Source organism: Enterococcus sp. DIV1368d, from assembly GCF_050542975.1.
Taxonomy (GTDB): Bacteria; Bacillota; Bacilli; order Lactobacillales; family Enterococcaceae; genus Enterococcus_D; species Enterococcus_D casseliflavus.
On the sequence record NZ_CP172939.1, the window covers coordinates 2,929,630 to 2,954,344 of the forward strand.

Here is a 24,715-nt window from a genome sequence, read left to right on the forward strand (position 1 = left end):
TTTGACCTTATTTTACCATTAAAGTGGTGAAAAAATTATGAAGATGACTGGAAGATTTTGTTTTTAACCTTTTTTTACAAATTCTGATTTTAGTTTCATTGCGCCGAAGCCATCGATCTTGCAATCAATGTTGTGGTCGCCTTCGACTAATTTGATGTTTTTCACTTTCGTTCCTTGTTTGATGGCGCCAGATGCGCCTTTGACTTTCAAGTCTTTGATGACCGTTACTGTATCGCCATCGACTAAAATATTGCCGTTGGCATCTTTATATACGGGTGCTTCTTCCATCGCTTGTTGCTCTTGCCATTCGTTTCCGCATTCAGGACAAACAAACAGCCCGCGGTCTTCATAAGCGTATTCAGATTGGCAATTTGGACAGTTAGGAATTTGAGTCATAGTGTTGCTCCTTTGATTGATAATAGTCGTATTGTTCACTATCGAACAATACTAAGCATACAAAAAAAACCACCTTTAATCAATAAGAATTATCGAAGTGATTCTCTACCACAAAACACTAAACGTATACTAAGAAAAAATTGCCGCTGCAACAGCTGACAACTAAGGAGCATTTCTGCATGTGCAAAAACGCCCCTCAATCATGACTTATTCAACTCATTTGCGCCAAAATGGATCAATCTGTCACACAGTCAAATTCTCATCTAAAATCAAGCCTTCAGATACCATAACCGCATCGCCGATCAATTCTAATGCGCCCTGATCAACATCAACTTCTACCGTTAACTCGCCACCTAACACGTGCAGCAAGACATTCGCTGCCGCTTGCTGGTGACGTTTGGTCACGACATACGCAGTGGCACCAGAACCTGTGCCGCACGCATAGGTAAAACCTTCCACCCCTCGTTCATACGTGCGAACGATCAGATCACCCTTGTCATCTTCTTCATAGAAATTGACATTCGCCCCTTTTGGGAAAACCTCCCAATAGCGTATCTCTTTGGCAAGTTCAGCCAGCTGTTCCAACTCAGTTTCTGCCAGACCAGGATAGTGAACCACCGCATGAGGGATTCCTGGATCACCCAATTCCACATAGTCCACGAAAGAAACCATTGGATTCGGGTACGCTTGATCAAATGTAGTCACGGTCGGTGGATTCAAGGTTACTTTGTAGTGTTTTGCCGACAAGCGCCATGCGGGGACATCGCCAGCAACTGTTTCGATGGTCATCTGCTCGCCAGCAATTCCCTTCTCAAAGGCATAACGGGCAATACAGCGAGCGCCGTTGCCGCACATTTCTGCTTCGGTCCCATCAGCATTGTAAAACCGCATCCGAAAATCAGCGGTTCCTGTGGGAAAATCCACTGCCATGACTGCATCCGCGCCAACAGAAAATTTCCGATGGCAAACCTGAGCAGCAAATTGCGACAGTTGTTCATGGGAGAATTTCAATGTGCGGTTATCGATTACGATAAAATCATTTCCTGCACCTTGCATTTTTGTATAAGGAATCGTCATGTTGTCACCTGCTTTTCAAAATTTTACTTGCTGGAAGCTCCCTCTTTTAGAAACGAAGGAACCACTTCATTTTGCAGCATTTGCTCGTAGGACTGTCGTTTAACGGCTAATTCCGCTTGGCCGTTTTCCACAAAGACGACTGCAGGAATCTGTAAATTATTGTAGCTGCTGGCCATCGAATAGCCATAAGCTCCTGTTGCGAACGTAGCAAACAGATCCCCAGTTTCAACGGGCGGTAATGCAAGATCTTTTACTAAGATGTCCGTGCTCTCACAAGCTTTGCCAGAAATGGTGACCTTTTGTGTCGCAGCTTCGGAAGCGCGGTTGGCTAAGATCCCAGTGTAAGTTGCCTGATAAAGACCAGGACGAATATTGTCTGTCATGCCACCGTCAATGCTGGCGTATGTTCTGATTCCTGGCAATGTCTTGATACTGCCGATGGTGTGCAAACTGATACCTGCTTCTGCGACGATACTGCGCCCAGGTTCAATAACGATGGTCGGGCGTTCGCTCTGGTGCTGCGCATAAAAGGCGTCGATTTTTTCCATCACAGGATCTAAAAAGTAGCTGTAGGGTTGGCGAATATCTGCATCTGTGTATCGAACGCCAAAGCCGCCGCCAACATTTAGTTCTTTGATCCAATAATCAAAGCGTTCATGAATGGTTTGGACAAGGGCCAAAGCCGCATCAACTGCCGCTAGATGTGAGCGATTGTCCGACAATTGACTGCCGACATGAAAATGCAGGCCATAGAAATCCAATTCAGGTGCTTGAATCACTTCTTCCACTAACGGAAATAAGATTTCTTCATCTAAAGGAATCCCGAATTTCGAATCTTTTTGTCCGGTCGAGATAAATTGATGGGTGCTGACCGAAACCTCGGGTGTGATGCGCAACAAAATTTTAGCAACGACTTGCTTTTCTTGACATAACGCGCGGATCAAGCCGACTTCTTGAATGCCATCAACGATGATCCGTCCTACGCCATAATCAAGGGCAGCTGCTAATTCTTCAATCGATTTATTATTCCCGTTAAACTCGATGTGTTCTGCTGGAAAATCAGCTTGGATTGCTGTATACAGCTCTCCACCGCTAACCACGTCTAATGAGAGTCCTTCTGACTTGATCACTTGCAGCATTGCTGTGGTGCAGAAAGCTTTAGCGGCATAGGCTGCCCGTGTCTTGCTGTAGCGCGTCAAAAACTGCGCCTGAATCTTTTGGCATTCTTCGCGAATCTCCGAAACGGAATACACGTAAAGGGGGGTTCCGAAGGTTTTTGCCAGCTCAACGGTATCACAACCGTCAATGTATAAGTGATTGTTCTTGATTTCTTTTGCCATCGCTTTACTCCTTGTCTGTTGGCTCGTTCAACGCCTCGATCAAACGAACGTAGCATTCGATGCCTTGCAATAGATTTTTTTCGTCAAAATTCATTTTGCTGCTGTGTAAAGGGTGGACATAGCCTTTTTCTTCATTTCGGGTACCCACAAAGAAAAAGACACCTGGGATCTCCTTTTGGTACATCGAAAAATCCTCTGCCAACATATATGGTGGTGTTTCTCGGTAGCTCTCCCCGACCACTTTTTCCAACACTTCCACCATCTCAGGATCATTGTCCACGACACGATAAAGATGTTCGAATTCGACATCCGCCGTGCAATCATATCCTTTGGCGATTTCTTGTGCGACGGTGGTGATTCTGCGCGTCATCGTTTCATAGACTTCATCTTCAAACGCCCGCATCGTTCCTTTTAAAACGACCTTACCGGGAATGATATTTTCCGCATCTCCCCCATGGATCTTCCCAAAAGTGATGACCCCAGCAGAAAGCGGGCTGATATTGCGTGAAATGATCGAATGCAATCCTTGAATAATCGCAGCCGCGGCTAAAATGGCATCATGTCCTTGATGAGGCTGGGCACCATGGGCACTCGTGCCGTTGATCGTTAGATTGATCTCGCCGTTACGGGCCATCATCGGACCTTTCCGGCTCGCAATGACTCCTTCGGGAAAGTCTGGGAAGACATGCAGCCCCACGATTTTTTCCACGCCAAAATCTCGTAAGATGCCTTCATCGATCATCAATTGAGCGCCACCGGGGCTTTCCTCGGCTGGTTGGAAAATCAAAACGATCGTTCCACGAATCACTTCAGGATGTGTTGCCAAATATTTAGCAAACCCTAGCATCGTTGCCATATGGCCGTCATGACCGCAGGCATGCATTTTCCCTTCATGTTTGGAAACAAAGGAAACACCTGTCTCTTCTTTGATCGGTAGTGCATCGATATCCGTTCGAAAGGCCAGCGTCTTTCCTGGGCGATCGCTGCGAAAGACCGCAATCAAGCCGGTTTCAATCACTGGATAGATTTCTTTGATCCCAAAGGATTGCAACTGACGCAGCAAGTATTCCTTTGTTTTGAACTCAGTTAACCCTAATTCAGGGATTGTATGTAATTCACGACGAAAACGAACCACGTCTTCGGTTAATTCTTTGACTGCTTGCGATACTTGCATGTTAAAACACCTTTCTATTCATTCCTTTTAAAAATATCCATAAAAACCAACGAATATTCAGTTTTTCATTGATATTGTTTAATATTATAGTATATAATTCGAATAATCTATAGTATAAATTGTCGAAATGTTTCGATTTTTATTGAAAAATTTACCCCTCGTTTTGGTACACTTATACGTAGAGTTACGAAAAATAAATTGGTTGAAAGGATGTGTCGTAGTTTGACAATATTCAAAGGTTCTGGCGTTGCGTTGATCACCCCTATGCTTCAAGATGGTTCGGTGGATTTCGATAAGCTGAAGGAGTTAGCGGAGTGGCATGTGCAGCAAGGAACGAATGCAATCATTGCATGCGGTACGACCGGTGAAGCATCCACGTTAGACGATGAAGAACATATCGCGGTGATCGAAGCGGTGGTAAAACAAGTTGCTGGTCGAATCCCCGTCATCGGCGGAACAGGCTCCAACAACACCCAACATGGGATCCATCTTTCAAAAGAAGCACAGCGCGTTGGTGCTGACGCATTATTGGTTGTAACACCCTACTACAACAAAGCGACCAAGAAAAGTTTAGTCGCTCACTATGAAGCAATCTGTCAAAGCGTTGAACTGCCAGTGATCTTATACTCCGTCAGCTCAAGAACCGGCTTAAATTTAACACCTGAAGCTGTGGCAGAACTGAAAAAAATCCCTAATATCAAAGGCATCAAAGAAGCCAGCGGCGACATTTCGCAAATCGCAGAAATCGCTCGTCTTGCGGATGATGACTTTGCTATCTACTCAGGAAATGACGATCAAGTAACCCCAATTCTAGCTTTAGGTGGCTCTGGCGTGATTTCAACGATCGGCAATATCGCTCCGAAACAAACGGCACAACTCGTTGCTGATTTCTTAAATGGTGATGTAAAAGCCGCCATCAAAGAGCAATTGCGACAAAAACCGTTGATCGATGCGATTTTCAGTGAAGTAAATCCTGTGCCGATCAAAGCAGCGGTCTCCTTGCTAGGCAAATGCGAATTGCATTATCGTTTGCCTTTGGGTGTCCCAGAAGATGCGACCCTCGTTCATTTAGAAGAAGAAATGACCAATTACGGATTGCTGTAAGGAGGAGTTTTTGGTGAAACAGATTTTATTAAGCGGTGCAAACGGTCGTATGGGCAAAGTGTTGCAAAGCCTGATCGCAAAGCACCCTCAGTTAGAAGTGGCCGCCGGATTGGATCGTACCGAGCAATTAGATGGTCCCTTTCCAATCTATGATCGTCCAGAAAAAATCACGCAGCCGATCGATTTGGTGATTGATTTTTCTCATTATAGCAATGTCCCTGCCTTATTGAACTATTGTGTCGAACAGCAGCTGCCTATCGTGGTTGCTACAACTGGTTTGACGGAAGACACGCAGATGATGCTGCCGTTGGCTGCTAAAGTGATCCCAGTTTTCTATTCTGCCAATATGTCGTTGGGGATCAATGTACTGATCAAAGCACTACAAAGTATCACCCCCGCATTAGAAGCTGACTTTGACATTGAGATCATCGAAAAGCATCATAATCAAAAACTCGATGCACCAAGTGGTACAGCTTTGCTGTTGGCAGATAGTATCAATGACAGCTGCGAAACGAAAAAAGAGTATCTCTACGGGCGTGAAGGCAGTGATCTAGTAAATGACCGCAAGCAGATGGGCATCCATGCCGTTCGCGGTGGAACGATTCCTGGAGAACACATTGTCATCTACGCTGGGCAGGATGAAATCATTGAATTAAAACACACAGCGCTCTCCCGCGAAATCTTCGCCAATGGTGCGCTAAAAGCAGCGGAATTTTTAGCCAACCAACCAGCTGGTTTTTATTCCATGCAAAATCTAATCGACAAGTAAAGGTGGTCTCTCATGACAGAATTACAATTTTCCGATCCTTATCAATTAGCAAAATACATCAAAGAAGCAAATAAACAAACACCTGTAAAAGTCTATATCAATGGAGATCTTAGTAACGTCCAAGCAGATGGCATCCAATTGTTTGGTAACGGCACTTTCTATTTCGTGGTTGGTGACAGTCAAAAAGTGGCTGAGTTTTTAACCGCGCATCAAGACAAAATCACCGATCACTATCTGGAAAATGATCGCCGCAACTCAGCAATCCCTTTATTGGACTTGACGAAAGTCGATGCCCGTATCGAACCAGGTGCCTTTATCCGTGACCAAGCCATCATTGAAAAAAATGCCGTTATCATGATGGGGGCCGTGATCAACATTGGTGCCGTCGTTGGTGAAGAAACCATGATCGACATGGGTGCGATTTTAGGCGCCCGAGCAACCGTTGGGAAAAAAGCCCATATTGGCGCTGGTGCTGTCTTGGCTGGCGTTCTTGAGCCACCTTCAGCAAGCCCAGTCATCATTGAAGACAATGTTTTGATCGGTGCAAATGCCGTCGTCCTTGAAGGCGTCCGTGTCGGCGAAGGTGCAGTCGTCGCTGCCGGTTCTGTGGTAACGGAAGATGTCCCTGCTGGAGCAGTCGTTGCTGGCTCACCAGCCAAAGTCATCAAAATGAAAGACGAGAAAACGAAAAGCAAAACCGAATTTTTAGACGATCTACGGGGCTAAACCGCGCTTTTCTCAAAAATAAACAAAAAAACGCAGTGCGGGTTCAGTGATGAGCCTGCGCTGCGTTTTGTCTAAAAAAGGGCGTGCCGAAAGCTTTTGGCACGCCCTTTTTCTATTGGTAAATGTTCTTGTAAAAGTGTTTATTCTGCTTGAAATTCTTTGATCGCTGCTTGGATCTCTTGATAGATTAGGGCAACTTCTTCAAGGTCTTTTGCGTTTGCTCCACTGGCAAGGGGATGTCCGCCGCCATGATGGCGTTTGGCGATCTCATTGATCACTGGACCTTTCGAACGCATCCGCACCCGATAATAGCCTTCTGGTTGTTCGACAAAGATCGCCCAAGCCATCACTTCGTCGATTTTCCCTGGTAAGGAAACGACTGCTGAGGTTTCCGAATCCACTACGCCAAAACGCTGCTGCAATTCTTGTGATAGGATCACTTTGCCAGCACCAATCTCATCGATCTCGATGTTTTCGTAGACATACCCTGAAAGGCGAGCAACACTGCGAGAGACTTGATCCAATTGCCGATTGATCTTCGGTGCATCAAAACCGTAATCCAATAGTTCAGCCGCTAAGCGCAGCGTTGTCGCTGTCGTTGCCGGATATAAAAACCGTCCAGTATCACCAACGATGCCCGCATACAGCAGACGAGCCGCTTCTTGTGTCATCGTCAGCTCGTTTTGAAACATTTGCCAAAACGAAACGATCATCTCACTACAGCTGCTGGCTTTCGTATTGACCCAGACCAGCTCTCCGTAAGGTTCATCATTAGGGTGATGATCGATTTTGATCAATTTCGCCCCTTGATCATAGCGTTGGTCACTGACCCGTGGTGCATTGGCCGTATCTGTAACGATCACTAGTGCCCCTTTATACAAATCATCAGGGATCGTCTGCATCAGCGCCAAGTAATCCAATCCTTCAACGGGTCCGCCGACTTGATAGATTTCTTTTTTTGGAAAACTAGCTCGTAAAATTTCTGCCAACCCTACTTGTGATCCTAATGCATCTGGATCAGGGCGTTGGTGCCGATGGATAATGATTCGGTCGAATGCTTTGATTGTTGCAAGTATTTCTTCTTGTACCTTCATGAATGGTCTCAACTTTCTCTCTAAAATTTTTCCATAAGTGCCGTTTTCGATGATTTATGGGCGTTCCATTACTTGGCATACCACGATCGCTTTTGCCACTAAGGAATTTTCGATCGATACTTCGATATCGATTTTCGCCGAACGTCGCCCCAGTTCTAGAATCTTCGGTTGAATGATGATCTCGCTTTCTAATTGGATCAAACGGAAGTAATGCAGATTGACTTGCTCGATCCAGCTATTGCGTCGTTGATTCAACTGCATGGTGCGTTTCGCCGTATTAGCGATCACTTCACTCAAGACACCAAAAGAGATCGTTCCGACTTCATTGACCATTTGAGGCGTCACCGCAAAGCTGAAATGTGGCTGCGGCAATTTGTTCCCTTCAAAATCTTGTTCGATGACTTGCATCTGTCCCGAGATTTGGTCTGAAATCGTATCTGAAATTTGTGTTTGTCGTTGGACCATCTGCATCGCTTTCATGATGTCTTGGCGTGTAACGATCCCAATCAAAGAAAGGTCATCTGCTACGACGGGCATCACTTCTAAGCCATCCCAAATCATCTGATGGCTGGCAGAGGCCACACTCATCTCTTTTTTTACGACCCGTGGTTCCCGGGTCATGATTCGTTCGATGATCTGCGTATCAGGCTTTTCTAAGACATCTTTGGCTGTGATGATCCCAACGACCCGCATATTCTTGTTGACGACTGGATAGCGGGAGTGGTTGGTAGACTCCGAAAGCAGTTTGTAATCCTTGACCGTATCAAAGGTGTGCAGATACTTGGTTTTTTCCAATGGCATATAAATGTCACTCACCAGCATGATGTCCTTTTTGATCAGCTGGTCGCTCAAGGCACGGTTGATCATCGTTGCCACGGTAAAGGTGTCATAGGTCGTTTGTAAAATCGGCAGCTCCAATTCGTCTGCTAAGCGACAGATTTCCTCTGAGGTTTCAAAGCCCCCCGTGATCAAGACGGCTGCGCCATCTTCCAGTGCCAACTTGTGGACTTCGTTACGGTTTCCGACGATCACTAAGGAACCAGGTGTGATGTAGCGTTCCATTGCCGATTCCTTCATGGCGCCGATAACAAATTTGTTCAAGTCTTTGTCTAAACCGGCTGCGCCGCCCAAAACATCGCCTTCAATGATTTGGACGACTTCGCCGAAAGTTAGTTTTTCAATGTGTTTCTTTAGTTTCCGTTCAATCCGAATGGTTCCCACACGTTGGATCGTTGAAACCAAGCCGATATTTTCCGCATCTTTGATCGCCCGATAGGCTGTTCCTTCACTGACATTCAAGTCTTTTGCGATTCCCCGCACCGAGATGCGATCGCCTACAGGCAGATTCTCGATATGCGCTAAAATCAAGTCGTGTTTTGTCGCCATAATTATCCCCTATTCCTACTACGAATCTTCCTGTTGCTTAAACTTCTATTGTCTCACCGACTGCAAGGATCTGGCCCACACCTGCCGGCAATAAATTCACGAAGGTTTGCGGATCTTGCTTGATCATTGGAAACGTATTGTAATGGATCGGTACTACTTTGCTCGCGTTTAACAGCGCCGCTGCTGTTGCAGCATCTTGAACGCCCATCGTAAAATTATCCCCGATCGGTAAAAACGCCACATCGATGTCGAAACGTTCACCGATCATCGCCATATCGCTAAAGAGGGCAGTATCGCCAGCGTGGTAGATGGTTTTGCCTTCTGCTTCTAAAATGATCCCCACTGGATTGCCCATATAGATCATCGTTCCGTCTTCTTCAAGACCAGAGCTGTGTTTCGCTTCCACCATTGAGATTTTGCCAAACGGGAACTCAAAAGAGCCTCCCATATTCATGCCATGCGTCTCAGTAACGCCTTTGCGGGCTGCATAGCGGCAAATTTCAACGACACTGATCACTGGTGCTTCATTTCTTTTGGCGATCGGCACCATGTCCCCAATATGATCGCTATGACCATGCGTGATCAAAAGCCAATCGGTTTCCACTGTGTCTGCATCCAAATCAGTCAGAGCATTTCCAGTAATAAAAGGGTCAAACAACAATTTTTGGCCATCCGCTAATTGGATAGCAAGCACCGAGTGTCCGTGATACGTAAGTTTCATACAACATTCCCCTTTCCATCTAAGTAATACAGTCTAATATTTTTCATTATAACAGATAACACCAGAAATCCAAAAGCACAAATTCTGGCAGCTTTATTACATCCGTCCTTTTTCTGGTTCTTGTCAAGAAAAATAAAAAAACTGTTCTACCCTTTCTGAATAAGGAATAGAACAGTTCGACCTGATGACTTCAAGCGATCATAGCGTTTTCTTACGTCCACCTTGTTTATAGATGCGCCAGACTGTTAAGAATAACGCCGTGATACAAAGAAGGAACGCCCCAAAGAAGGTGATTTTCATGCCATAGGCAAAAATATCTGCCCGACCTGCGATATAGGTCGTCACATGCTTCCCATAGGCTTGACTCATTGCGGCATAAAGAATCGTCGTTGCTAAGGATATCCCTAAGACCATGCCCAAGTTACGGGCAAAGGAATTTAGACTACCTGCCACCCCAAGATTTTCTTTGGTGACGCTGCTCATCACCATCGTATTGTTGGGGGATTGGAACAACGAATTGCCTAACCCCATGATGGCAGTAGCGACGACATAGTACCAAATCGGCGTATGCTGATTCATAAACATATACATCAGCTGAGTGATGGACAGCAACGCTAAGCCAGCTAAGACCAAGATCTCCGGTCCTACACGGTCCGTCAAATAGCCGCTAAGTGGTGAACCGATGACCATCATCAAAGGAAAGACCATCATCAGCATTCCTGCCACACTCGGCGTTAAGCCTCGGGCACTTTGCAAGTAAAAGGGAATCACAACATTGACAAAAAAGTTTGCAGAAAAGATCAGCAGCGCCGTGATCAGGCTCATGGTGAAAATTCTATTACGAAAGATTCCAAAGGTAATCAGCGGTTTGCTCACACGCGCTTCTACTCGCAAAAAGACGATGAATGCCACTAAGGCGATCCCCACCAGTAGCAGTGGTAGCCACGTTAAAAAGCCACGCTCTTGTCCAAGAAAAATGCCGCCGAAGAAGCTGATAATTGCAATTGAAAACAGCACAAACCCAGTTTTATCGATGGAGTCATGACTCATAGTGATATCTTTTGGCAACACCTTTTCTCCAGCAATCATTGTCAGAATACCGACTGGAACATTGATCCAAAAAATAAACGGCCAAGAAAAATGCGCCAAAATCACTCCGCCTAATCCAGGACCGGCGATGGATCCTAACGAAACAAAGGCACCAATCATCCCTAAGGCGCGTCCTCGTTCACTCATAGGAAAAACTTCAGTAATGATTCCGGTATTTGTCGCCATCGTCATGCTGGCACCGATCGCTTGCACGACTCGGGCAAATAACAGAAACGCTAAGGAATGATTAAACCCGCATAACAGCGAACCGATAATAAAAATTAGCATCCCCAAGCGGAATACTTTGATCTTGCCCCAACTATCCCCTACCTTACCGAATAACAAAAGGCAGGCACAAACGATCATCAAGTAGACGGATACGACCCACTCCGCTTGATTCATAGGGACACCCATATCTGCCGAGATCGTCGGCAAAGCGATATTTACGATACTCCCATCCAGTGTTGACATAAAGGTAAACATCGAAACAGCAATGAGAATCCACCACTTTCTCTGTTGTACTACGGGATTTTCTTGATAACTATTCACAAATCGACCATCCTCTCTTTGCTTGTTTTGTTCCTCTAGTCTTAGGGGGACAACTTTGTATTATTGATCGAAATCCATTCGCCGTCAATCCTTATCTGCTCATCACGACCAAAATAAGGGTCATTTTGTAAAAAAACCGCCACCTGTTTTCTTACATAAAAAAAGACAAAAGCTTCGGTGAAAAGAAATCGGCCGTCAAACGGCTATTCTTTCACCTGCTTTTGTCAGTAGGTCAAAACGAATTATTTACGGTTGCGATTTCTTTGGCTTGATTCCATGATGACCGGCAAGATGACGGGACGGCGTTTGGTTTGTTCAAACAAGAAACGACTCAAACGATCACGGATATCTTGTTTCAATTTGCTCCATTCAAACTCTTCATCATGAAGGTGTTTTTCTACGATTTCTTCCACGATCTCGCCACTTTCACGAATCAGATCGCGGCTGGCTTTCACATAGACGAATCCGCGAGAAGTGATTTGTGGTGCAGAAATAATTTTCTTTTCGCGACGATTGATCGTCACTACCGCAACGAAGATTCCGTCTTCAGATAAGACTTTGCGGTCTCGCAGGACGATATTCCCAATGTCACCGACACCGATCCCATCGATCATGACGTTTTCAGCTGGAACCGCACCTGCGGCAAGCATTTCGCCTTTTTTGTATTCTAATACATCCCCACGAGCAGTAATGAAGATATTTTTCATCGGAATCCCGACTTCTTGCGCCAAGTCCACATGGGCGGCTAATTGGCGGTACTCGCCTTGAATAGGGATAAAATACTTCGGTTTCATCATATTCAACATCAGCTGCAGATCATTCGGGTTGGCATGACCAGAAACACGGAAATTATCCGAGATCTGTTTTACGGTACCGCCAGCGCGATAGATGATATCTTCCGTTTTCGCAACCACAGTTTCCATTGCCGTTGTCGGCGTCGTTGTGATGTAAACAAGATCTCCTTCTTTGATGCGCAGCGTCCGGTGAGAGCCGTTGGCCATTTTTTGCAACGCTTTGATTGGTTCACCCATACGACCTGTTTCTAAAATCAGCAACTGTTCGTCTGAGTATTTTTTCATTTCTTTTTGGGTGATCAGCAAGTCTTCGGCAGGTAATTTTAATTTCCCTAACTTCATGGCCGTTTTGATGATCCGACCAAAATCTTGCCCGGTCAAAACGACTTTGCGATCAGAACGAAACGCCGCATCTAATACTTGTTGCACCCGTTGCAAATTGCTGGCAACACTAGCGACGATGATTCGACCTTCCCAATAACGGATATTGTCGTAAACTTCATCTTGGATCGTCAATTCAGAAGCGATCGGCGTTGGATTTTCGGCATTTGAAGACGTGCTTAGTAAGGCTAAGACTCCTTCTTTTCCAATTTCCGCTAAGCGGCCAAAATCGGTTTGATACATAGGGATCGCTGTTTGGTCAAACTTGAAATCTCCTGTATAAACGATATTGCCAGCTTCTGTTTTGACGCTGATCCCAACAGAATCAGGGATGGAGTGGGTCGTACGGAAAAAGCTGATGGTCGCATGACCAAAGTCGATCTCCGAATGTTCATCGATCACATGAAAATCTTTGAAGCGCTTGGTAGCTTCATTTTTATTCACGGTCAATTTTGCTAGTTCGATCGTTAACTCGGTCCCAAAGACCGGTACTTGGATATTCTCCAAGAAATAAGGCAATGCACCAATCGCATCTGCATGCCCATGGGTCAAGAAGACACCCGCCACACGGTCGGCATTTTCTTCTAAATATGTGAAGTCTGGAATCACTGTATCGATCCCCAATAATTCATTTTCTGGATAACGGACACCGCAATCCAGCACAAATATATCCTCGCCAACTTCAGCAATGTACATGTTCTTTCCGTTTTCGCGTACACCGCCAAGAGGAATGATTTTTATCGTTTCCACTTTTATTCACCTCTTAATTTTTTTCTACTGTATTATTTCCCAAGCATAAGCCGTCCCTAGTATTATACAACAAAAATAACAATAATACTTGTAATCTGTCGCAAAATCTCGTAACAATAAGGTTTTCTGTTAGCGCATCGATACAAAATAGCGCAAACATTCGCAATAAAATGCAACTAAAGGGTAGTCAAAGGAATTCAAAAATGCGGGCATGCATCCATAGATTTTTTGAAATTTTTACATAGTTACATTTTCTGTTCGCTTTACAAACAGAACAAACGTTCGTATAATCGTGGCAAGGAGTGATTAACATGCAGATACCTTTAGCGAACCAAAGTACATATGCTTTTGAACGCTATTACTACGAATTTATCGAAAGAATGGGTCCGGCTCACTTGCTATACGATCAGTTCGCTCGAACAATGGATACTACTGGAAAACCATATTTTACGGTTCCCTCAAGCTACTCAAAATACCCTGAAGTTCTAGCCTTCGTATTTAAGAAAGACGGAGAAAATTATCTGTTTGATCACGTTAGAACGCAAGAAAAGATTCTTAGAAAATACGATCCTAGTATAATATACAAACCAGGCGGAAACTGATATGAATTTAATAACCATGTATGAACAAGGCTATATACATCTGTCAGAGTTTATAAATGAATTTCCTGATTCGATTTCCGAATCACAGGAATGCTTATACGGCGTAAAATGTGTCGAGTTTTATGTGGCTGTCACACTAGGCAAAACGGATTGTCGCTATTATGTACAATGCTATGGAGGCGATTGTTATGAAATCGATGAAAGGCTATGTATCCAAGATACGTGTGTTGAAGATGAGCAAGGCCCCTTTGGTGCAGTTCTCGCTTAACAAATTTAACTGCTTGATTGCTGCACACAGTTTGAACTTTTCGGTAGATGCAGATGAAGGAATGCAGGTCGTGGTCGCTGGTGAGTATAACGATCGCAAACAGTTTGTTGTAAAGAAGTATTCGGTGGTTGGCAAGACGAAGATTATGATTGAATTTGAAGCAATTAATAAAACACATCACCTTTCCTAAAATAAAAATAAGATAATATCCCCCTTGCTCAGATGGCAAGGGGGATAAAGCTAATATAAATCGGAAGTGAAAAAGCCCATGGCGCTGTTAATTTGATCTCTACTATCGCCCGTCTTCTCAAAACCCATTTTTTTATAAAAGCCAACCGCACTTTTTAAACTAAATACTGTTATAAGACAAGCTCCTGTATGGCATAATATATTGTACTTTATAAAATAAAGAACGATATCCATAAGATGTTGCCCATTTTTTTCCTCTTTGTTCTTCTGGAATCTTTTATCGATTGCAAAATGATGTATTTGTATGCTGGGAATACCCTTATAATTCATTTTGACATGCATCTTTTTTCTTGCTTTGGATGCTTTAATTATAGTCATCTTGTCAGTAGTCAAACTAAAATACCCTTTCAGATCCCCTTCATCATAGTATAACCAAGTTTTAGTTATACCTAAACGAGAATCTTCAAGAGCATCATTAATTAAGTATTCATTAATAGATTTTTCTCCGCAATCAAACTCACTCAAGGCTTCAAGTTTTTTCTCATCCAAATTTGTTATTTTCACTAAAGTACTTTCTTTTATGAAATCTGAACTAGTCTCTTTTTCGCTCATACTATTAACCAATAATTATCAGATTTTTTATGTTCTCAATTCTTTTAGCTGTTGCAGTTGCATTTTTTGATCGCTGTCTTTGACCATCATTTTGATATACTTTGCTCATAAATTTTTCGTACTCAGAACTTCTCATGACAACTTTACTATCTTTTACTATAGTAGCCATAATAACCCTCCTTAAGATCTGGTTAACTTAACATTGGTCACCAAATTATACAATAAAGAAACGTAACGTTTAAATTTACGTCTGCTTCATCCACAAGTTAAATATATCATTCTAAATTTGCTTAATCAATAGTTACGCCCAATCTTGTTTAATTATTTAAATCATATGTTAAATAATTTATGTACTTGATTCATTTTATTCCCTATATAATATTCGTAGATTAAAAAAGCCCCCTACTCTAATTGAGTAAGGAGCATTCCAAATATGTCATGAATATATAATTATAGTTTGCTGAAAACTAACAGTTTTTTTAGACGACTTTCTGAACAATAATATCTATTAAGTAGGAACAATGATAAAATATAAGAATCGAAGAGTATCAGGCACACTTCCCCAAGCATTACCGCCTCATACTCCTCGTAGAGTATTGCACGTACCTAATAATCTAAAGGATAAACTTGGTTACTGCAAGTCAAGTAAAGTAACTTTTGAATACAATAAAAAAAAGCTTCCCGACTAATAATTGAGTAAGGAAGCTTTTTTGCGTTCTCTTTCTGTTCGTATGGACTAGGTAATATAATCTCTTTATCAGTCAGTGATCGGCTGAAATAATTGATGAGGAGATTCCAAATGAGCTTATTAATAGAAACATCTTGCCCCACATGTGATCAAAAAGAAAGTGATGTCAGAAATTTTGCCACGGGATATATTACTAACGAGGATGTCATAGCCATGAAGTGTAATAATGGCCATGAATTTAAGATGGTAACTAGCGTCCCGAAATTTGCGACCATGTCTTTCTCGATTTGACCTTGCGCTCCACCTTTAAAACCGCTAGTTGCCACATCCCCTTGCATCTCGCCGCCGTCAACAGGCGTATTGACTTCTAAAATTTGTGCTGTCTTGTCGGCGACTTCCGTGACAGCTTCCCGTGCAACACGCTTATTTTGGACCTGCAACTTGTGGATATTGGCCAGAATCTCATCTAGTCCTTCCGGCATTACTTAACCACCTCCACCGTAATCATCAGCATATCTTTCGATTGCCAATCCTCTTCTATATCAATGATCCGATACACACGATCACGCCATTTGATATACTTTTCGTCTTCAATGTCTTTGCGAAAACGAATATAAAAAGTTCGCTTGTTACGTCTTTTTTTCAGTTCTTCGATCTTGTCCGTCGATCGATCGCGAAATTCTTTTGTCGTTGCTTTCGCTACTTCTGCCCAACAAAAAAAGCGCTCTTTCTCTTTTTTGATAAGATCGCCGTTATGGTCCTTTTCTTTTTTGTATTCAATGAAAAAGATTCGCTCATTCAAGTTACGAGTGAACATCCTCCATCACTCCTTTTGCGCGTAGCTGGTGAATAATGTTTACGACACCATTCGCCATTTCGTGACGAAATGTATCAGCCGATACGCCTCGATGCTCATACTCTTCTTTTGCTTGCTTTTTGACCGCCAAATGAAAGCGAGGATCACGCCAAAAATCACACAAAGAAAGCTTTGAGCTGATCGCATCCAAGACTTGCAACGCCACCGCATCTAGGAATTCCTTGATCAGCTCATCTTCGTAATGATGGTCCACTTTCAGGTAATTTTTGATTTGATCAAACTCTTCGCCTTTCAAAAGAGCAGAGTAGCTCGTACTATTCTTCATCTTTCTTTTTCTTCTTTGGCGCTGCTTTCTTTTTCTTTGGTTTGTCAGCCGGAGAATCTTCCTCCACTGTTTCTTGTTCTTTCTCTTCTTTCTGATCCGGAGACGGGGTCGTATCAACGACCACGACCTCCTCAACAATATCCTCAACAATTTCAATGTGTTCAGGGTATTTTTTGAATCGCTTGCTGTAATTCTTTTCTTTCGCAACTTTGTCATCGATTTTATAAACCGTTCGCGAAGGGCCATAGGTCTTCACTTTGCCCTCGATATCCAACTTGATTGTATTTCTCACACGAATTTTCATTAATCAGCACCTCCAGAAATTTCAGGCGTTTCATAACTCAAGAAATAACCCGCCTTTTCATCTGCAATTTGAACATCAAAGCGCAATACTGCTTGCAAATATTGTCCGTGAATATCATGATTCGCCCAGCGGACAGCTAACTGTTTTCGATCAGCAAAAAGAATTCCGCGACGAGGATCTCCTAAGAATGCATTTGCTTGACCTGCTTCTCCTAGAAGTTCATCCCCTACCACAAAAATCGGATGGCCGCCAAATGTTTTACCAGAGGCTGATAGAATGCTATCTTGCAGCAAGTACCGTCCGTTACCGTCTTTGACTGTATCTAAGAAATTATAGAACGACTGAGAGGCAACAAAAACTTTGCGATAGGCTGGATCAAGTTCTACATTGTAAATCTTTTTGATATCATCCAGTCCGCTGACCGTTTTTTTCGGGAACTTTTTAAATACTTCGCTCATTGCATAATTCGTAGTATTTAGAGAAATCTCAGCATTGTTTTCGGCAACAAGATTTACCAAATCTACATCTGCATCATCGATTGATTCCTGCGACAACGGAATCGCCCCACGATAGGTAACTACTTCCCAATCTACATGATCAAATTCTGGCTTCGCCAAGTCTGGGTTTTTATCAAGTTCTTTAACTGAAAACATGCGAGTAGTTGCACGTTTTAAGATAGGATATTTTCCAGAACCTTTTTTCGCTTTATGAATACGGGCAAATAATTTTAAGTTAACGACTGTATGAATCTCACGTTCCGGAACGTATGAAATTTCCTCAGAAGTTACTGGCTTAGTATCTTCTTTGATAATTCCATCAACAGTAGGATCAAGCGCTCGCCAAAATTTCTCAGGTACAAGTGCTTCATTATTAGCAATCATTGTCAATCCGTCGGTTTCTACCCCTTTTGATCGGATAAATGCATTTAATGCATCTCGGTATTCCTGATCTTGAGAGGTGCCTTGCATCCGCCCCTCCACTGGTTTAGAATTGCCCTCTTTCTGATCTTCATAAAGTGACAAAGTTTCCCGTAATTCTACGAGTTCCTCTTGTGCAGCATCGCGTTCCGCTTTTTTCGCTTTTGCTTCCTTGATGTTTTCTTCTCCGTCATCACCTTGTAGAAGTGAGCGAATTTCTGTCGCTAACTGTTTACCCATCGCCTCTTTGGCAGCAATCTTTTCACGCAATTCTTTGATTTTTTCTTCAAACATTTGTTATCCTCCTATTTTTTGGTATAAAAAATAGCCACCTCAAAAATGAGTGACTAGAATTTATAAAGTATTCAACAATTCTTCCTTGTCTAAATCGATCAACATTCGTTCCGCTTCCCGCTTTTGCGGATGATTGCGCAACTCCTCGACAATTTGCTTGCTCCTTGCTCCAACGACTGCCTCTGTGTCCGGATAGGCAGGTGTAGTCACTACTGATACATCGTAAAGTCGATCGATTTTATTGATCAATCGCTCATAGATACCAGTTTCTTTATTTTCTCTCCATTCCTCAGCTTCTTCTTCATCAGGAATGCTAAAGGCAAAAGAACATTGATTGATCACACCAGCACGGATATTTTCGAGCAAATCTTTTGATAAAGTCGTATTCGTCGGTTTGATTCGGAATTTTAACCCGATATTATCGACTTCCAGGTCAAGATTCGCCCCTGTTCGCCCTAAGATTTGCGACTAATTATGATTAAACAATGCAACAACATTGCTTGTATCAGCCTCATCTAAGCAGCCTCGCTCTAACTTTTCGCGAAAAGGATAATGCCAGCCTAACGTATCAGACCATCGATCGAATTTTAGTGCATAGCCTTCGATCACTTCGACATCATTCTCCAATTTTCTCAATTCCAATTTCGTTGTCCGTTGGCGGATCTCCGCTTTGTTCGTCATCATCTTCCCCCTTTCGTTTTCGTCTATTCTGCTGATCTATTTGATATTTCTCAGCTAAATCAGACCAAACATAATTCAAACTAAATTTGCGACGTTGCATGTCGGGATCTCCACTTGCAGATATTCCCATCAAATTAAGTGCCTGATCACCTGTCACTAAGCCGCCATTGTACAATCTCATCACGTCCTCCGGCATCAATCCAGTAACGGACCTGGTATCAAAACTAAGGACAAATTTCTTACGCTCTGACTGATCCAAAAGTTTCAACTGAAACTCAGAAGTGATCGCGTTAAAGTAATACGGCAGATCGTTTAAAATATAGTCGTCATTTAATTGCTTGACGGACTGATTCGGATTTGTGATTGCTAGTTTGTGCGCCGGAACCCTTAAACACTTCGCAATTTGAGCAGTAGAATAGTTGTTTGAATTGATCAAAGACAAAACATTTGTATCAATCTCAAGCGGCGTGTAATCCATCGTCGAATCCATTACGATGGGACTGCCTCCTGTTGCCCCTTCGCGAGAAACTTCAAATTCCTTACGCACCGCTTTCCTTGCTTCTCCGGACAGCTGCGCACCTTGCATTTTCAAAATACCGCTTGAAAAACCATCGCGGAAGAATTTGAGCAAGGTAGAAATACCTGATTCTTGCAAACTAATCTCGTTTCGGAGTGATAGCAACGGCGATCGGCCGTACACGGTGTCGCTACTAAAAAACTTCCAGTGAATCACATCCTCCGGTCCACAGTGGATTTCTCGATTCCCTTGCAGCGGATAAAATACATAGGATCGCGATGTATAATCTTCTCCGGCTTCAATCGTGACTGCAGACGGTGGATAAAACTCAAATTCCAGCGGTTCTTTGCTTACTGGATCACGTAGGATTCTAGAATAAGCATTGCCGCAAAGGATCGCATTGACGGCCATTGCGAACTTCCATGCATGCGCTGTTGCTTCTTTTGTTGATTTCACATTCATTAAATAATTCAAGTTTTCATCTTGACTGATTCCACCGTCTAAGTCCTGTTTCACTAGCGGAAATCTTGAAATATCACCAGCAACAATAGTGACCGCTGTTAGCACATCTGAATTTTTCAATGCACGAATACCTGTGAATGATTGCGACGTTGGTAATTCGTCATACATCAGCGCATTGATCTGCTCCTCTTTTGATCCTAGCGGTTGAAAAAAAGCCACATTATCACCCCCTTTCCAGTATTATTTCTTAACCTAATTCCTTATTTATCAATAATCCAGCTGCCACAAAAGAGATACCTAAAACGAGCCAGCCTGTAATTATTGAATACAAAAAGGCCGCCACTGCGATAAAGGCAATGCCGACAATGAGAAAAATGGTATGAACATTTGTAAGAATCACTTTAAAAAGTTTCCTCATTCGAATCCTCCTAAAAACCGAAATCACCACCAAGAATTTTTTCATCCGTCCAATACCCTTCGGATTGAAACTCCGTATAACAAACCGCGTATGCGTCTAGCAATGCATCGATCGGATCAATTTTGTTGCTGTTCTTGTTTTTATCGATCCTCATTCCGTTGTTATCCGTTTTGGTGATTGCATTATTGATCGCTGCCGTTAACAACCGATTGCCGCCATGTCGGACTTTCTTGTCAATCACATCATCTCTAAACTGCTTTGTCGGCATGTTCAAGGTTAACGTGCCTTGACGAATTTCAACTTGCAGCCATTCAGGATGATATTTCTCGATAGACGTCAAAATGTGTCCGTATTGGTGCGGATCGTAAGCAATGCATTGCACATCTAACTCGTTTTCTATGATAAAGTTTTCTAGCCATTCGTAGGCTTCGTCATAGTCAATCACACCACTTTCTAAGTCAGTTATTTTGCATTCACCTTTTTGCTGCAAGTCAGTATAATTCAAGCCATCCCTCTTTTCTTTTGTAGCCAATCCGTACTTGGTAGCTACAAAAGAAAAACTATCAACAAAAAAGTAGTCATCCATGTGGACCGCCCAGGAGATACTAAATAAATCACTTGATCGCCCGACATCCACACCAATCCAAACTTTCCGACCTGTAATGTCAGGATTTTCAATTTGTGCATTTTTCCAATGTTCAGACGACATATACGATTCTTCGCTGGCTTGCATCCACATATTGAAATTTTTAACTACGACTTTAACCGTATTTCCGGTCTCTTTTGCCGTTTTCCATCGCTTCTTTAGATAATCCATCATTTTATCTTTCAAAGCATCGACTACGAGGATCGGATTACTTTTGATATACATCTCGGGATTTTCTATCTCTTCTAACGATTCTTGCTCTGCAATATAGGCGAACTGTTCTTCATCGTCTAACTCCCCATTTAAAATGCTTCTCATCCGCGGATATTCCACAGCGTACATCGGCACGTTTAAATTAAAGTTTGCCGTTGAAATGATCAGCGTCAGCGGATTATCTAGTTGACCTTGACCCGATTCGATAAGCTCCATCATTTCGTTTGTCTTGCTGGCACCGTACTCATCAAAAACTCCGATGTATGGCTCAAATCCATCGATTGCGCCAGTTTCTTTCGATAAATACGTGACGTAAGACTCATCAACCAAATTCTTTAGCTCATCCCGCACACGCTTTGTCGCCTTTTTGATCTCAGCATATTTTGCACGTAATGCATCCAGCTGTTTCCTTGCCATTTCAAAAGCAATTTTGGCTTGGTCTTTCGCGTTTGCGGTACAAAATATCTGTCGAGACATAGCCGGGTTCTTTCCAAAAAGAAATTCGTATAAAACAATTCCAGCTATCAAAATTGTTTTTCCATTTTTTCGGGCAACACTGATAAAAGCACGTTTAAAGCGCCGTAGCGTAGTATCCTTCTTATGTCTCCAACCATATATATTACCGATAATAAAACGCTGAAAATTTGCTAATGGATAAGTTTTTCCTGTTTTCACATCCGGAAGCATCTCAAGAAAATCGATTACTTTTTTTGATTCTTGCGGAATATAAACATACTTCCAGCTCATTTTCGGAATCTTTAATAGATCTCGAAGGTGTCGCATACAAGCATCGTAAACTTTTTTGCATGATTCGATCTTTCGTTCGACAATTAAAACAGCGTAGGCAAAAGTATCGTCACGATATTTTTGAGGTATCTTCTGAAAATCTATCATTTCTGCCACCTCCTTCATGTTATAATTTTAGTGAGGTGAAAACATGCGTAAAACTTTAATTATAGGTAACGGATTTGATTTACATTGTGGACTCAACTCGAGTTATGGTGATTATTTTAAAAATAAATTTAACAATGAAACGATGACATTCTTAGACTCACTAAAAATAAAATTTCATGAATTTAGAAGACTTAGGGACGAACTTGATGATCCAGAGCGGACAATTTTTGCTCATATTTATTATTCTAAACCAGGAAGATCAGTTGGTGGCAGGCGGTATCACGATTTTCTTCCTGAATTAAAGAGTGATATTCCTGCTCCCGAAAACTTAAATGCGCTCTCTTTTTGGGACTTACTCTTTTATTATCAAAAAGATATTCTCCCTTCGGAGTGGAATGATATCGAAAAAAGAATCAAAAATTTTATAACAAATGATATTTTTCTGAACCAATGCTTCAGGCCTTTTGAAAATCTTAATCTTTATAACCTGATCTCTTCTGTCTTTTATAGTTATTTCGATAGCGAAAGATATGAACTTTTTAATAATGAAATCTCTTTTTTAAGAAGTGAACTAGATATTTTAGAAAAACACTTTTCAAAATATCTTTTAGAGAATAAAAAATCAAAGCAACACTATATTAGTAAAGCCATAAATTTAGCAAATCAATTATTAGATATAGAGGGGCTCAAAAAAAATGAAACAGTCAATATATTAAACTTCAACTACACTAATCCTTTTGATAATAAACATATAAAGATTCATTATAAGAAGTCTGGCATCGCGTATCCCCACGTAAATCTAAATGTGAGGAATATTCATGGAACCTTAGAAGCTGGAGACACTATTTTTGGAATAGATCCCAAAAACGTTAAAACCAAAGATAGAAGCTTTATATTCACAAAAACATATAGGCAACTTATTGGAAATATTTCTAAAGTAAGTAATGATCTTTCATTTCCAACAACTGATAACGAAGTGATTTTTTATGGACATTCATTAAGCAGCCTTGATTACAGTTATTTTGAAGCAATATTTGACAAACTGAATCTACACGACTCAAATGCACGTCTTATTTTTAAATTTACTACATTTAACGGTAGGTCAACCGAAGAAATAAGTTTGGATTATGTTGATAGAATAACCAAATTATTAGAAGAATATGCTTCAACACTTGAAAATAAAGACCATAGAGAGAATCTTGTTTCTAGACTTCTTGTGGAAAATAGGATTTCTATAAAAGAAATACATTGATTTATCCAAACTTGTCAAAAATTGTTTGTGACTTTTCATCACTTTTAGGTATATAGATTCGAAGGCGACTATCAACAGTAAGTCCTAGCTCAACGGCGGCTGACTTAATGTTTTTGGTCGCCTTTTCCAGTGTTTTGACTAATGGGTTTTCATTATATTCTCCATTATCATTTTTTAACAATACCCCCTCTTCTTTCAGTTTTTGACTAACTTCTCGAAAAATCGAATACCAAACACAATAGCTTTCTAGAATCGCGCGATCAAGATTTCTAACAGGCATCTCGTCTAATTCTTGTGATACCCTTTTGTATTCGTACCTTGCCACATTGTTCAAGTGCTTTGGTGGTGTACTTTGTAATTTTTTGAAAGGATCGGAAGCCGATTTTTCCGCATTTTTTCTGATTTCTTTCTGATCATCCGTCAAATGAGATTTGTTATTTTTCAAAGGCTTTATTTTCCTTCCAGCCATCACGATCACCCCCCAAAAATATTTCAAAAACGGAAAATTGGTCACGGAAGAGGGCAGCGTTGTTTCGTCTCCCACAGACCCCGCCCGTACAAAAAAAGTGGGGTACTAATCCCCACTTTCAGCCTATATATAAATTTTTCTCCCACTTTATAGAGAATTAATTGTTCATTTTTTCGTTTCTTTTTTTGTTTTTATAGTGTGACAGCTGTCGCACATTGGTTGTGTGTTATTTTTGTCTAGTCGTCTCTCCCAATCGACGCGGATAGGTACAATGTGATCGGCTAGCGTTGCGTCTCCACCGCACACGCAGCACACGTAGTAGTTTTCGTTCAGTACTTGTTTGCTCAAAGTTCGCCACGGCTTCGAGTTGTAGAAACGCATGAGATCGTTTTGGTATTTCCAGCGATCTTTATTGTATGAGCGGAACTCCTCTCTTCTGCTGTCGTGATCAATCAATACTCTTTTCCCATTTACAAAAAATAACTTTTTAGGTTTGCTCATTTGCTTCCACTTCCGTAGCATACGCACTGACCATGGCTCTAGCGATTGTAAGCTTACCGTCTAGACCCAATGTGTTGATATCTATGCCGAACTTTTCGCGCAGCATCAATGCATTGTGATCAGCAGACAAGGACTTGTCTATCAAATAATAGGCTAGTGCGCAAGCTTCTTTTACTGTTACTCCATACATGACGTTAATCGAATTGAATAGATCTGCAATCTGATTCAAATCTTTTTCATTTTTAAGATCTTCTAATTGTTTTAAGAAACTTTCTTTTTCTAACATAGTTTCCCTC

28 protein-coding genes and 1 pseudogene are annotated in these 24,715 nt (G+C 42.0%); 6 read left to right on the forward strand and 23 right to left on the reverse strand.

What is annotated here, in order from left to right; translation table 11 throughout:
• Positions 1-63: 63 nt before the first annotated feature.
• The 4 genes from IGJ44_RS13735 to IGJ44_RS13750 all read right to left on the reverse strand — a co-directional run bounded on the left by IGJ44_RS13735 (position 64) and on the right by IGJ44_RS13750 (position 3,987).
• On the reverse strand, positions 64-396 hold the full coding sequence (locus IGJ44_RS13735) for a zinc ribbon domain-containing protein YjdM (RefSeq protein WP_010749972.1): 333 nt from the start codon (positions 394-396) through the stop codon (positions 64-66).
• Positions 397-639: 243 nt separating this feature from the next.
• Positions 640-1,473: a diaminopimelate epimerase gene (dapF, locus tag IGJ44_RS13740; protein WP_005228261.1), complete on the reverse strand. Its 834-nt coding sequence runs from the start codon at positions 1,471-1,473 to the stop codon at positions 640-642.
• A gap of 23 nt (positions 1,474-1,496) precedes the next feature.
• Positions 1,497-2,813: a diaminopimelate decarboxylase gene (lysA, locus tag IGJ44_RS13745; protein ID WP_005228260.1), complete on the reverse strand. Its 1,317-nt coding sequence runs from the start codon at positions 2,811-2,813 to the stop codon at positions 1,497-1,499.
• Between the two features lie 4 nt (positions 2,814-2,817).
• On the reverse strand, positions 2,818-3,987 hold the full coding sequence (locus IGJ44_RS13750; protein ID WP_005228259.1) for a M20 metallopeptidase family protein: 1,170 nt from the start codon (positions 3,985-3,987) through the stop codon (positions 2,818-2,820).
• Between the two features lie 222 nt (positions 3,988-4,209).
• Here IGJ44_RS13750 and dapA point away from each other — a divergent pair, with 222 nt between their 5' ends.
• Genes dapA through dapD form a run of 3 tightly spaced genes read left to right on the forward strand, consistent with a single transcriptional unit; the run spans position 4,210 to position 6,586 of the window.
• Positions 4,210-5,091 carry a 4-hydroxy-tetrahydrodipicolinate synthase gene (dapA, locus tag IGJ44_RS13755; protein ID WP_008380503.1) on the forward strand — a complete coding sequence of 294 codons (882 nt, stop codon included), beginning with the start codon at positions 4,210-4,212 and terminating at the stop codon, positions 5,089-5,091.
• Positions 5,092-5,104: 13 nt separating this feature from the next.
• Entirely contained in the window at positions 5,105-5,860 is a 756-nt protein-coding gene (dapB, locus tag IGJ44_RS13760) for a 4-hydroxy-tetrahydrodipicolinate reductase (protein ID WP_015510324.1), read from the forward strand.
• Between the two features lie 12 nt (positions 5,861-5,872).
• A complete protein-coding gene (gene dapD, locus IGJ44_RS13765; RefSeq protein WP_005228253.1) occupies positions 5,873-6,586 on the forward strand; it encodes a 2,3,4,5-tetrahydropyridine-2,6-dicarboxylate N-acetyltransferase in 714 nt (237 codons plus the stop codon).
• Between the two features lie 140 nt (positions 6,587-6,726).
• Here the strand turns inward: dapD and IGJ44_RS13770 are convergent, their stop codons facing one another.
• The 5 genes from IGJ44_RS13770 to IGJ44_RS13790 all read right to left on the reverse strand — a co-directional run bounded on the left by IGJ44_RS13770 (position 6,727) and on the right by IGJ44_RS13790 (position 13,350).
• On the reverse strand, positions 6,727-7,680 hold the full coding sequence (locus tag IGJ44_RS13770) for a DHH family phosphoesterase (RefSeq protein WP_074536814.1): 954 nt from the start codon (positions 7,678-7,680) through the stop codon (positions 6,727-6,729).
• Positions 7,681-7,734: 54 nt separating this feature from the next.
• Positions 7,735-9,066 carry a DRTGG domain-containing protein gene (locus tag IGJ44_RS13775; protein ID WP_005228249.1) on the reverse strand — a complete coding sequence of 444 codons (1,332 nt, stop codon included), beginning with the start codon at positions 9,064-9,066 and terminating at the stop codon, positions 7,735-7,737.
• Between the two features lie 37 nt (positions 9,067-9,103).
• Positions 9,104-9,787 carry a metal-dependent hydrolase gene (locus IGJ44_RS13780; RefSeq protein ID WP_074536813.1) on the reverse strand — a complete coding sequence of 228 codons (684 nt, stop codon included), beginning with the start codon at positions 9,785-9,787 and terminating at the stop codon, positions 9,104-9,106.
• A 198-nt stretch (positions 9,788-9,985) separates the two neighbouring features.
• Positions 9,986-11,425, reverse strand: a complete 1,440-nt coding sequence (locus tag IGJ44_RS13785) for an MFS transporter (protein ID WP_074536812.1) — start codon at positions 11,423-11,425, stop codon at positions 9,986-9,988.
• A 242-nt stretch (positions 11,426-11,667) separates the two neighbouring features.
• Positions 11,668-13,350: a ribonuclease J gene (locus IGJ44_RS13790; RefSeq protein ID WP_010749981.1), complete on the reverse strand. Its 1,683-nt coding sequence runs from the start codon at positions 13,348-13,350 to the stop codon at positions 11,668-11,670.
• 311 nt (positions 13,351-13,661) lie between these two features.
• Between IGJ44_RS13790 and IGJ44_RS13795 the strand changes: the two genes are divergently transcribed.
• Both IGJ44_RS13795 and IGJ44_RS13800 read left to right on the forward strand, forming a co-directional pair.
• Positions 13,662-13,952 carry a DUF5960 family protein gene (locus tag IGJ44_RS13795; protein WP_430605816.1) on the forward strand — a complete coding sequence of 97 codons (291 nt, stop codon included), beginning with the start codon at positions 13,662-13,664 and terminating at the stop codon, positions 13,950-13,952.
• Between the two features lie 188 nt (positions 13,953-14,140).
• The gene (locus IGJ44_RS13800; protein ID WP_430605817.1) at positions 14,141-14,410 is read left to right on the forward strand and encodes a hypothetical protein; all 270 of its coding nucleotides are present in this window, start codon (positions 14,141-14,143) and stop codon (positions 14,408-14,410) included.
• 50 nt (positions 14,411-14,460) lie between these two features.
• On the opposite strand, the gene IGJ44_RS13805 is transcribed toward IGJ44_RS13800, so the two are convergent.
• The 11 genes and pseudogenes from IGJ44_RS13805 to IGJ44_RS13855 all read right to left on the reverse strand — a co-directional run bounded on the left by IGJ44_RS13805 (position 14,461) and on the right by IGJ44_RS13855 (position 22,197).
• Complete coding sequence (locus tag IGJ44_RS13805; protein WP_430605819.1) at positions 14,461-15,021, reverse strand: GNAT family N-acetyltransferase; 561 nt, start codon at positions 15,019-15,021, stop codon at positions 14,461-14,463.
• A 4-nt stretch (positions 15,022-15,025) separates the two neighbouring features.
• Positions 15,026-15,190, reverse strand: a complete 165-nt coding sequence (locus tag IGJ44_RS13810) for a hypothetical protein (protein WP_430605821.1) — start codon at positions 15,188-15,190, stop codon at positions 15,026-15,028.
• A 668-nt stretch (positions 15,191-15,858) separates the two neighbouring features.
• Entirely contained in the window at positions 15,859-16,191 is a 333-nt protein-coding gene (locus IGJ44_RS13815; protein WP_430605822.1) for a hypothetical protein, read from the reverse strand.
• A complete protein-coding gene (locus tag IGJ44_RS13820; RefSeq protein WP_420694307.1) occupies positions 16,191-16,526 on the reverse strand; it encodes a phage head closure protein in 336 nt (111 codons plus the stop codon). Before IGJ44_RS13820 ends, IGJ44_RS13815 begins: the two co-directional genes overlap by 1 nt.
• Positions 16,513-16,851, reverse strand: coding sequence for a head-tail connector protein (locus tag IGJ44_RS13825; RefSeq protein WP_430605824.1), 339 nt, complete (start codon positions 16,849-16,851; stop codon positions 16,513-16,515). Before IGJ44_RS13825 ends, IGJ44_RS13820 begins: the two co-directional genes overlap by 14 nt.
• Positions 16,841-17,155, reverse strand: a complete 315-nt coding sequence (locus IGJ44_RS13830) for a hypothetical protein (RefSeq protein ID WP_430605825.1) — start codon at positions 17,153-17,155, stop codon at positions 16,841-16,843. Before IGJ44_RS13830 ends, IGJ44_RS13825 begins: the two co-directional genes overlap by 11 nt.
• Positions 17,155-18,366 (reverse strand): phage major capsid protein, encoded by a 1,212-nt coding sequence (locus tag IGJ44_RS13835; protein ID WP_430605826.1) that lies wholly within the window; start codon positions 18,364-18,366, stop codon positions 17,155-17,157. The genes IGJ44_RS13830 and IGJ44_RS13835 overlap by 1 nt, the downstream gene beginning before the upstream one ends.
• Before the next feature lie 60 nt (positions 18,367-18,426).
• Positions 18,427-19,047: pseudogene (locus IGJ44_RS13840) on the reverse strand (HK97 family phage prohead protease).
• The gene (locus IGJ44_RS13845) at positions 18,983-20,245 is read right to left on the reverse strand and encodes a phage portal protein (RefSeq protein ID WP_430605827.1); all 1,263 of its coding nucleotides are present in this window, start codon (positions 20,243-20,245) and stop codon (positions 18,983-18,985) included. The pseudogene IGJ44_RS13840 and the gene IGJ44_RS13845 overlap by 65 nt, the downstream one beginning before the upstream one ends.
• A gap of 28 nt (positions 20,246-20,273) precedes the next feature.
• Positions 20,274-20,444 carry a hypothetical protein gene (locus IGJ44_RS13850; protein ID WP_430605829.1) on the reverse strand — a complete coding sequence of 57 codons (171 nt, stop codon included), beginning with the start codon at positions 20,442-20,444 and terminating at the stop codon, positions 20,274-20,276.
• 10 nt (positions 20,445-20,454) lie between these two features.
• On the reverse strand, positions 20,455-22,197 hold the full coding sequence (locus IGJ44_RS13855; RefSeq protein WP_430605831.1) for a terminase large subunit: 1,743 nt from the start codon (positions 22,195-22,197) through the stop codon (positions 20,455-20,457).
• A gap of 43 nt (positions 22,198-22,240) precedes the next feature.
• On the opposite strand from IGJ44_RS13855, the gene IGJ44_RS13860 reads away from it, so the two are divergent.
• Positions 22,241-23,449 (forward strand): AbiH family protein, encoded by a 1,209-nt coding sequence (locus IGJ44_RS13860; protein ID WP_115231842.1) that lies wholly within the window; start codon positions 22,241-22,243, stop codon positions 23,447-23,449.
• Between the two features lies 1 nt (position 23,450).
• On the opposite strand, the gene IGJ44_RS13865 is transcribed toward IGJ44_RS13860, so the two are convergent.
• The 3 genes from IGJ44_RS13865 to IGJ44_RS13875 form a co-directional block, all read right to left on the reverse strand.
• A complete protein-coding gene (locus IGJ44_RS13865; RefSeq protein WP_430605832.1) occupies positions 23,451-23,918 on the reverse strand; it encodes a phage terminase small subunit P27 family in 468 nt (155 codons plus the stop codon).
• Between the two features lie 165 nt (positions 23,919-24,083).
• A complete protein-coding gene (locus IGJ44_RS13870) occupies positions 24,084-24,419 on the reverse strand; it encodes an HNH endonuclease (protein WP_430605834.1) in 336 nt (111 codons plus the stop codon).
• Complete coding sequence (locus IGJ44_RS13875) at positions 24,406-24,705, reverse strand: hypothetical protein (protein WP_223080270.1); 300 nt, start codon at positions 24,703-24,705, stop codon at positions 24,406-24,408. The genes IGJ44_RS13870 and IGJ44_RS13875 overlap by 14 nt, the downstream gene beginning before the upstream one ends.
• Positions 24,706-24,715: the final 10 nt, after the last annotated feature.

Excerpts from the sequence above, each read along its gene's own strand:
- IGJ44_RS13735 (WP_010749972.1), bottom strand. The coding sequence starts at position 396 with ATGACTCAAATTCCTAACTGTCCAAATTGCCAATCTGAATACGCTTAT.
- dapF (WP_005228261.1), bottom strand. The coding sequence starts at position 1,473 with ATGACGATTCCTTATACAAAAATGCAAGGTGCAGGAAATGATTTTATC.
- lysA (WP_005228260.1), bottom strand. The coding sequence starts at position 2,813 with ATGGCAAAAGAAATCAAGAACAATCACTTATACATTGACGGTTGTGAT.
- IGJ44_RS13750 (WP_005228259.1), bottom strand. The coding sequence starts at position 3,987 with ATGCAAGTATCGCAAGCAGTCAAAGAATTAACCGAAGACGTGGTTCGT.
- dapD (WP_005228253.1), top strand. The coding sequence starts at position 5,873 with ATGACAGAATTACAATTTTCCGATCCTTATCAATTAGCAAAATACATC.
- IGJ44_RS13770 (WP_074536814.1), bottom strand. The coding sequence starts at position 7,680 with ATGAAGGTACAAGAAGAAATACTTGCAACAATCAAAGCATTCGACCGA.
- IGJ44_RS13775 (WP_005228249.1), bottom strand. The coding sequence starts at position 9,066 with ATGGCGACAAAACACGACTTGATTTTAGCGCATATCGAGAATCTGCCT.
- IGJ44_RS13780 (WP_074536813.1), bottom strand. The coding sequence starts at position 9,787 with ATGAAACTTACGTATCACGGACACTCGGTGCTTGCTATCCAATTAGCG.
- IGJ44_RS13795 (WP_430605816.1), top strand. The coding sequence starts at position 13,662 with ATGCAGATACCTTTAGCGAACCAAAGTACATATGCTTTTGAACGCTAT.
- IGJ44_RS13800 (WP_430605817.1), top strand. The coding sequence starts at position 14,141 with ATGAAATCGATGAAAGGCTATGTATCCAAGATACGTGTGTTGAAGATG.
- IGJ44_RS13805 (WP_430605819.1), bottom strand. The coding sequence starts at position 15,021 with ATGAGCGAAAAAGAGACTAGTTCAGATTTCATAAAAGAAAGTACTTTA.
- IGJ44_RS13810 (WP_430605821.1), bottom strand. The coding sequence starts at position 15,190 with ATGGCTACTATAGTAAAAGATAGTAAAGTTGTCATGAGAAGTTCTGAG.
- IGJ44_RS13815 (WP_430605822.1), bottom strand. The coding sequence starts at position 16,191 with ATGCCGGAAGGACTAGATGAGATTCTGGCCAATATCCACAAGTTGCAG.
- IGJ44_RS13820 (WP_420694307.1), bottom strand. The coding sequence starts at position 16,526 with ATGTTCACTCGTAACTTGAATGAGCGAATCTTTTTCATTGAATACAAA.
- IGJ44_RS13825 (WP_430605824.1), bottom strand. The coding sequence starts at position 16,851 with ATGAAGAATAGTACGAGCTACTCTGCTCTTTTGAAAGGCGAAGAGTTT.
- IGJ44_RS13830 (WP_430605825.1), bottom strand. The coding sequence starts at position 17,155 with ATGAAAATTCGTGTGAGAAATACAATCAAGTTGGATATCGAGGGCAAA.
- IGJ44_RS13835 (WP_430605826.1), bottom strand. The coding sequence starts at position 18,366 with ATGTTTGAAGAAAAAATCAAAGAATTGCGTGAAAAGATTGCTGCCAAA.
- IGJ44_RS13850 (WP_430605829.1), bottom strand. The coding sequence starts at position 20,444 with ATGAGGAAACTTTTTAAAGTGATTCTTACAAATGTTCATACCATTTTT.
- IGJ44_RS13855 (WP_430605831.1), bottom strand. The coding sequence starts at position 22,197 with ATGATAGATTTTCAGAAGATACCTCAAAAATATCGTGACGATACTTTT.
- IGJ44_RS13860 (WP_115231842.1), top strand. The coding sequence starts at position 22,241 with ATGCGTAAAACTTTAATTATAGGTAACGGATTTGATTTACATTGTGGA.
- IGJ44_RS13865 (WP_430605832.1), bottom strand. The coding sequence starts at position 23,918 with ATGGCTGGAAGGAAAATAAAGCCTTTGAAAAATAACAAATCTCATTTG.
- IGJ44_RS13870 (WP_430605834.1), bottom strand. The coding sequence starts at position 24,419 with ATGAGCAAACCTAAAAAGTTATTTTTTGTAAATGGGAAAAGAGTATTG.
- IGJ44_RS13875 (WP_223080270.1), bottom strand. The coding sequence starts at position 24,705 with ATGTTAGAAAAAGAAAGTTTCTTAAAACAATTAGAAGATCTTAAAAAT.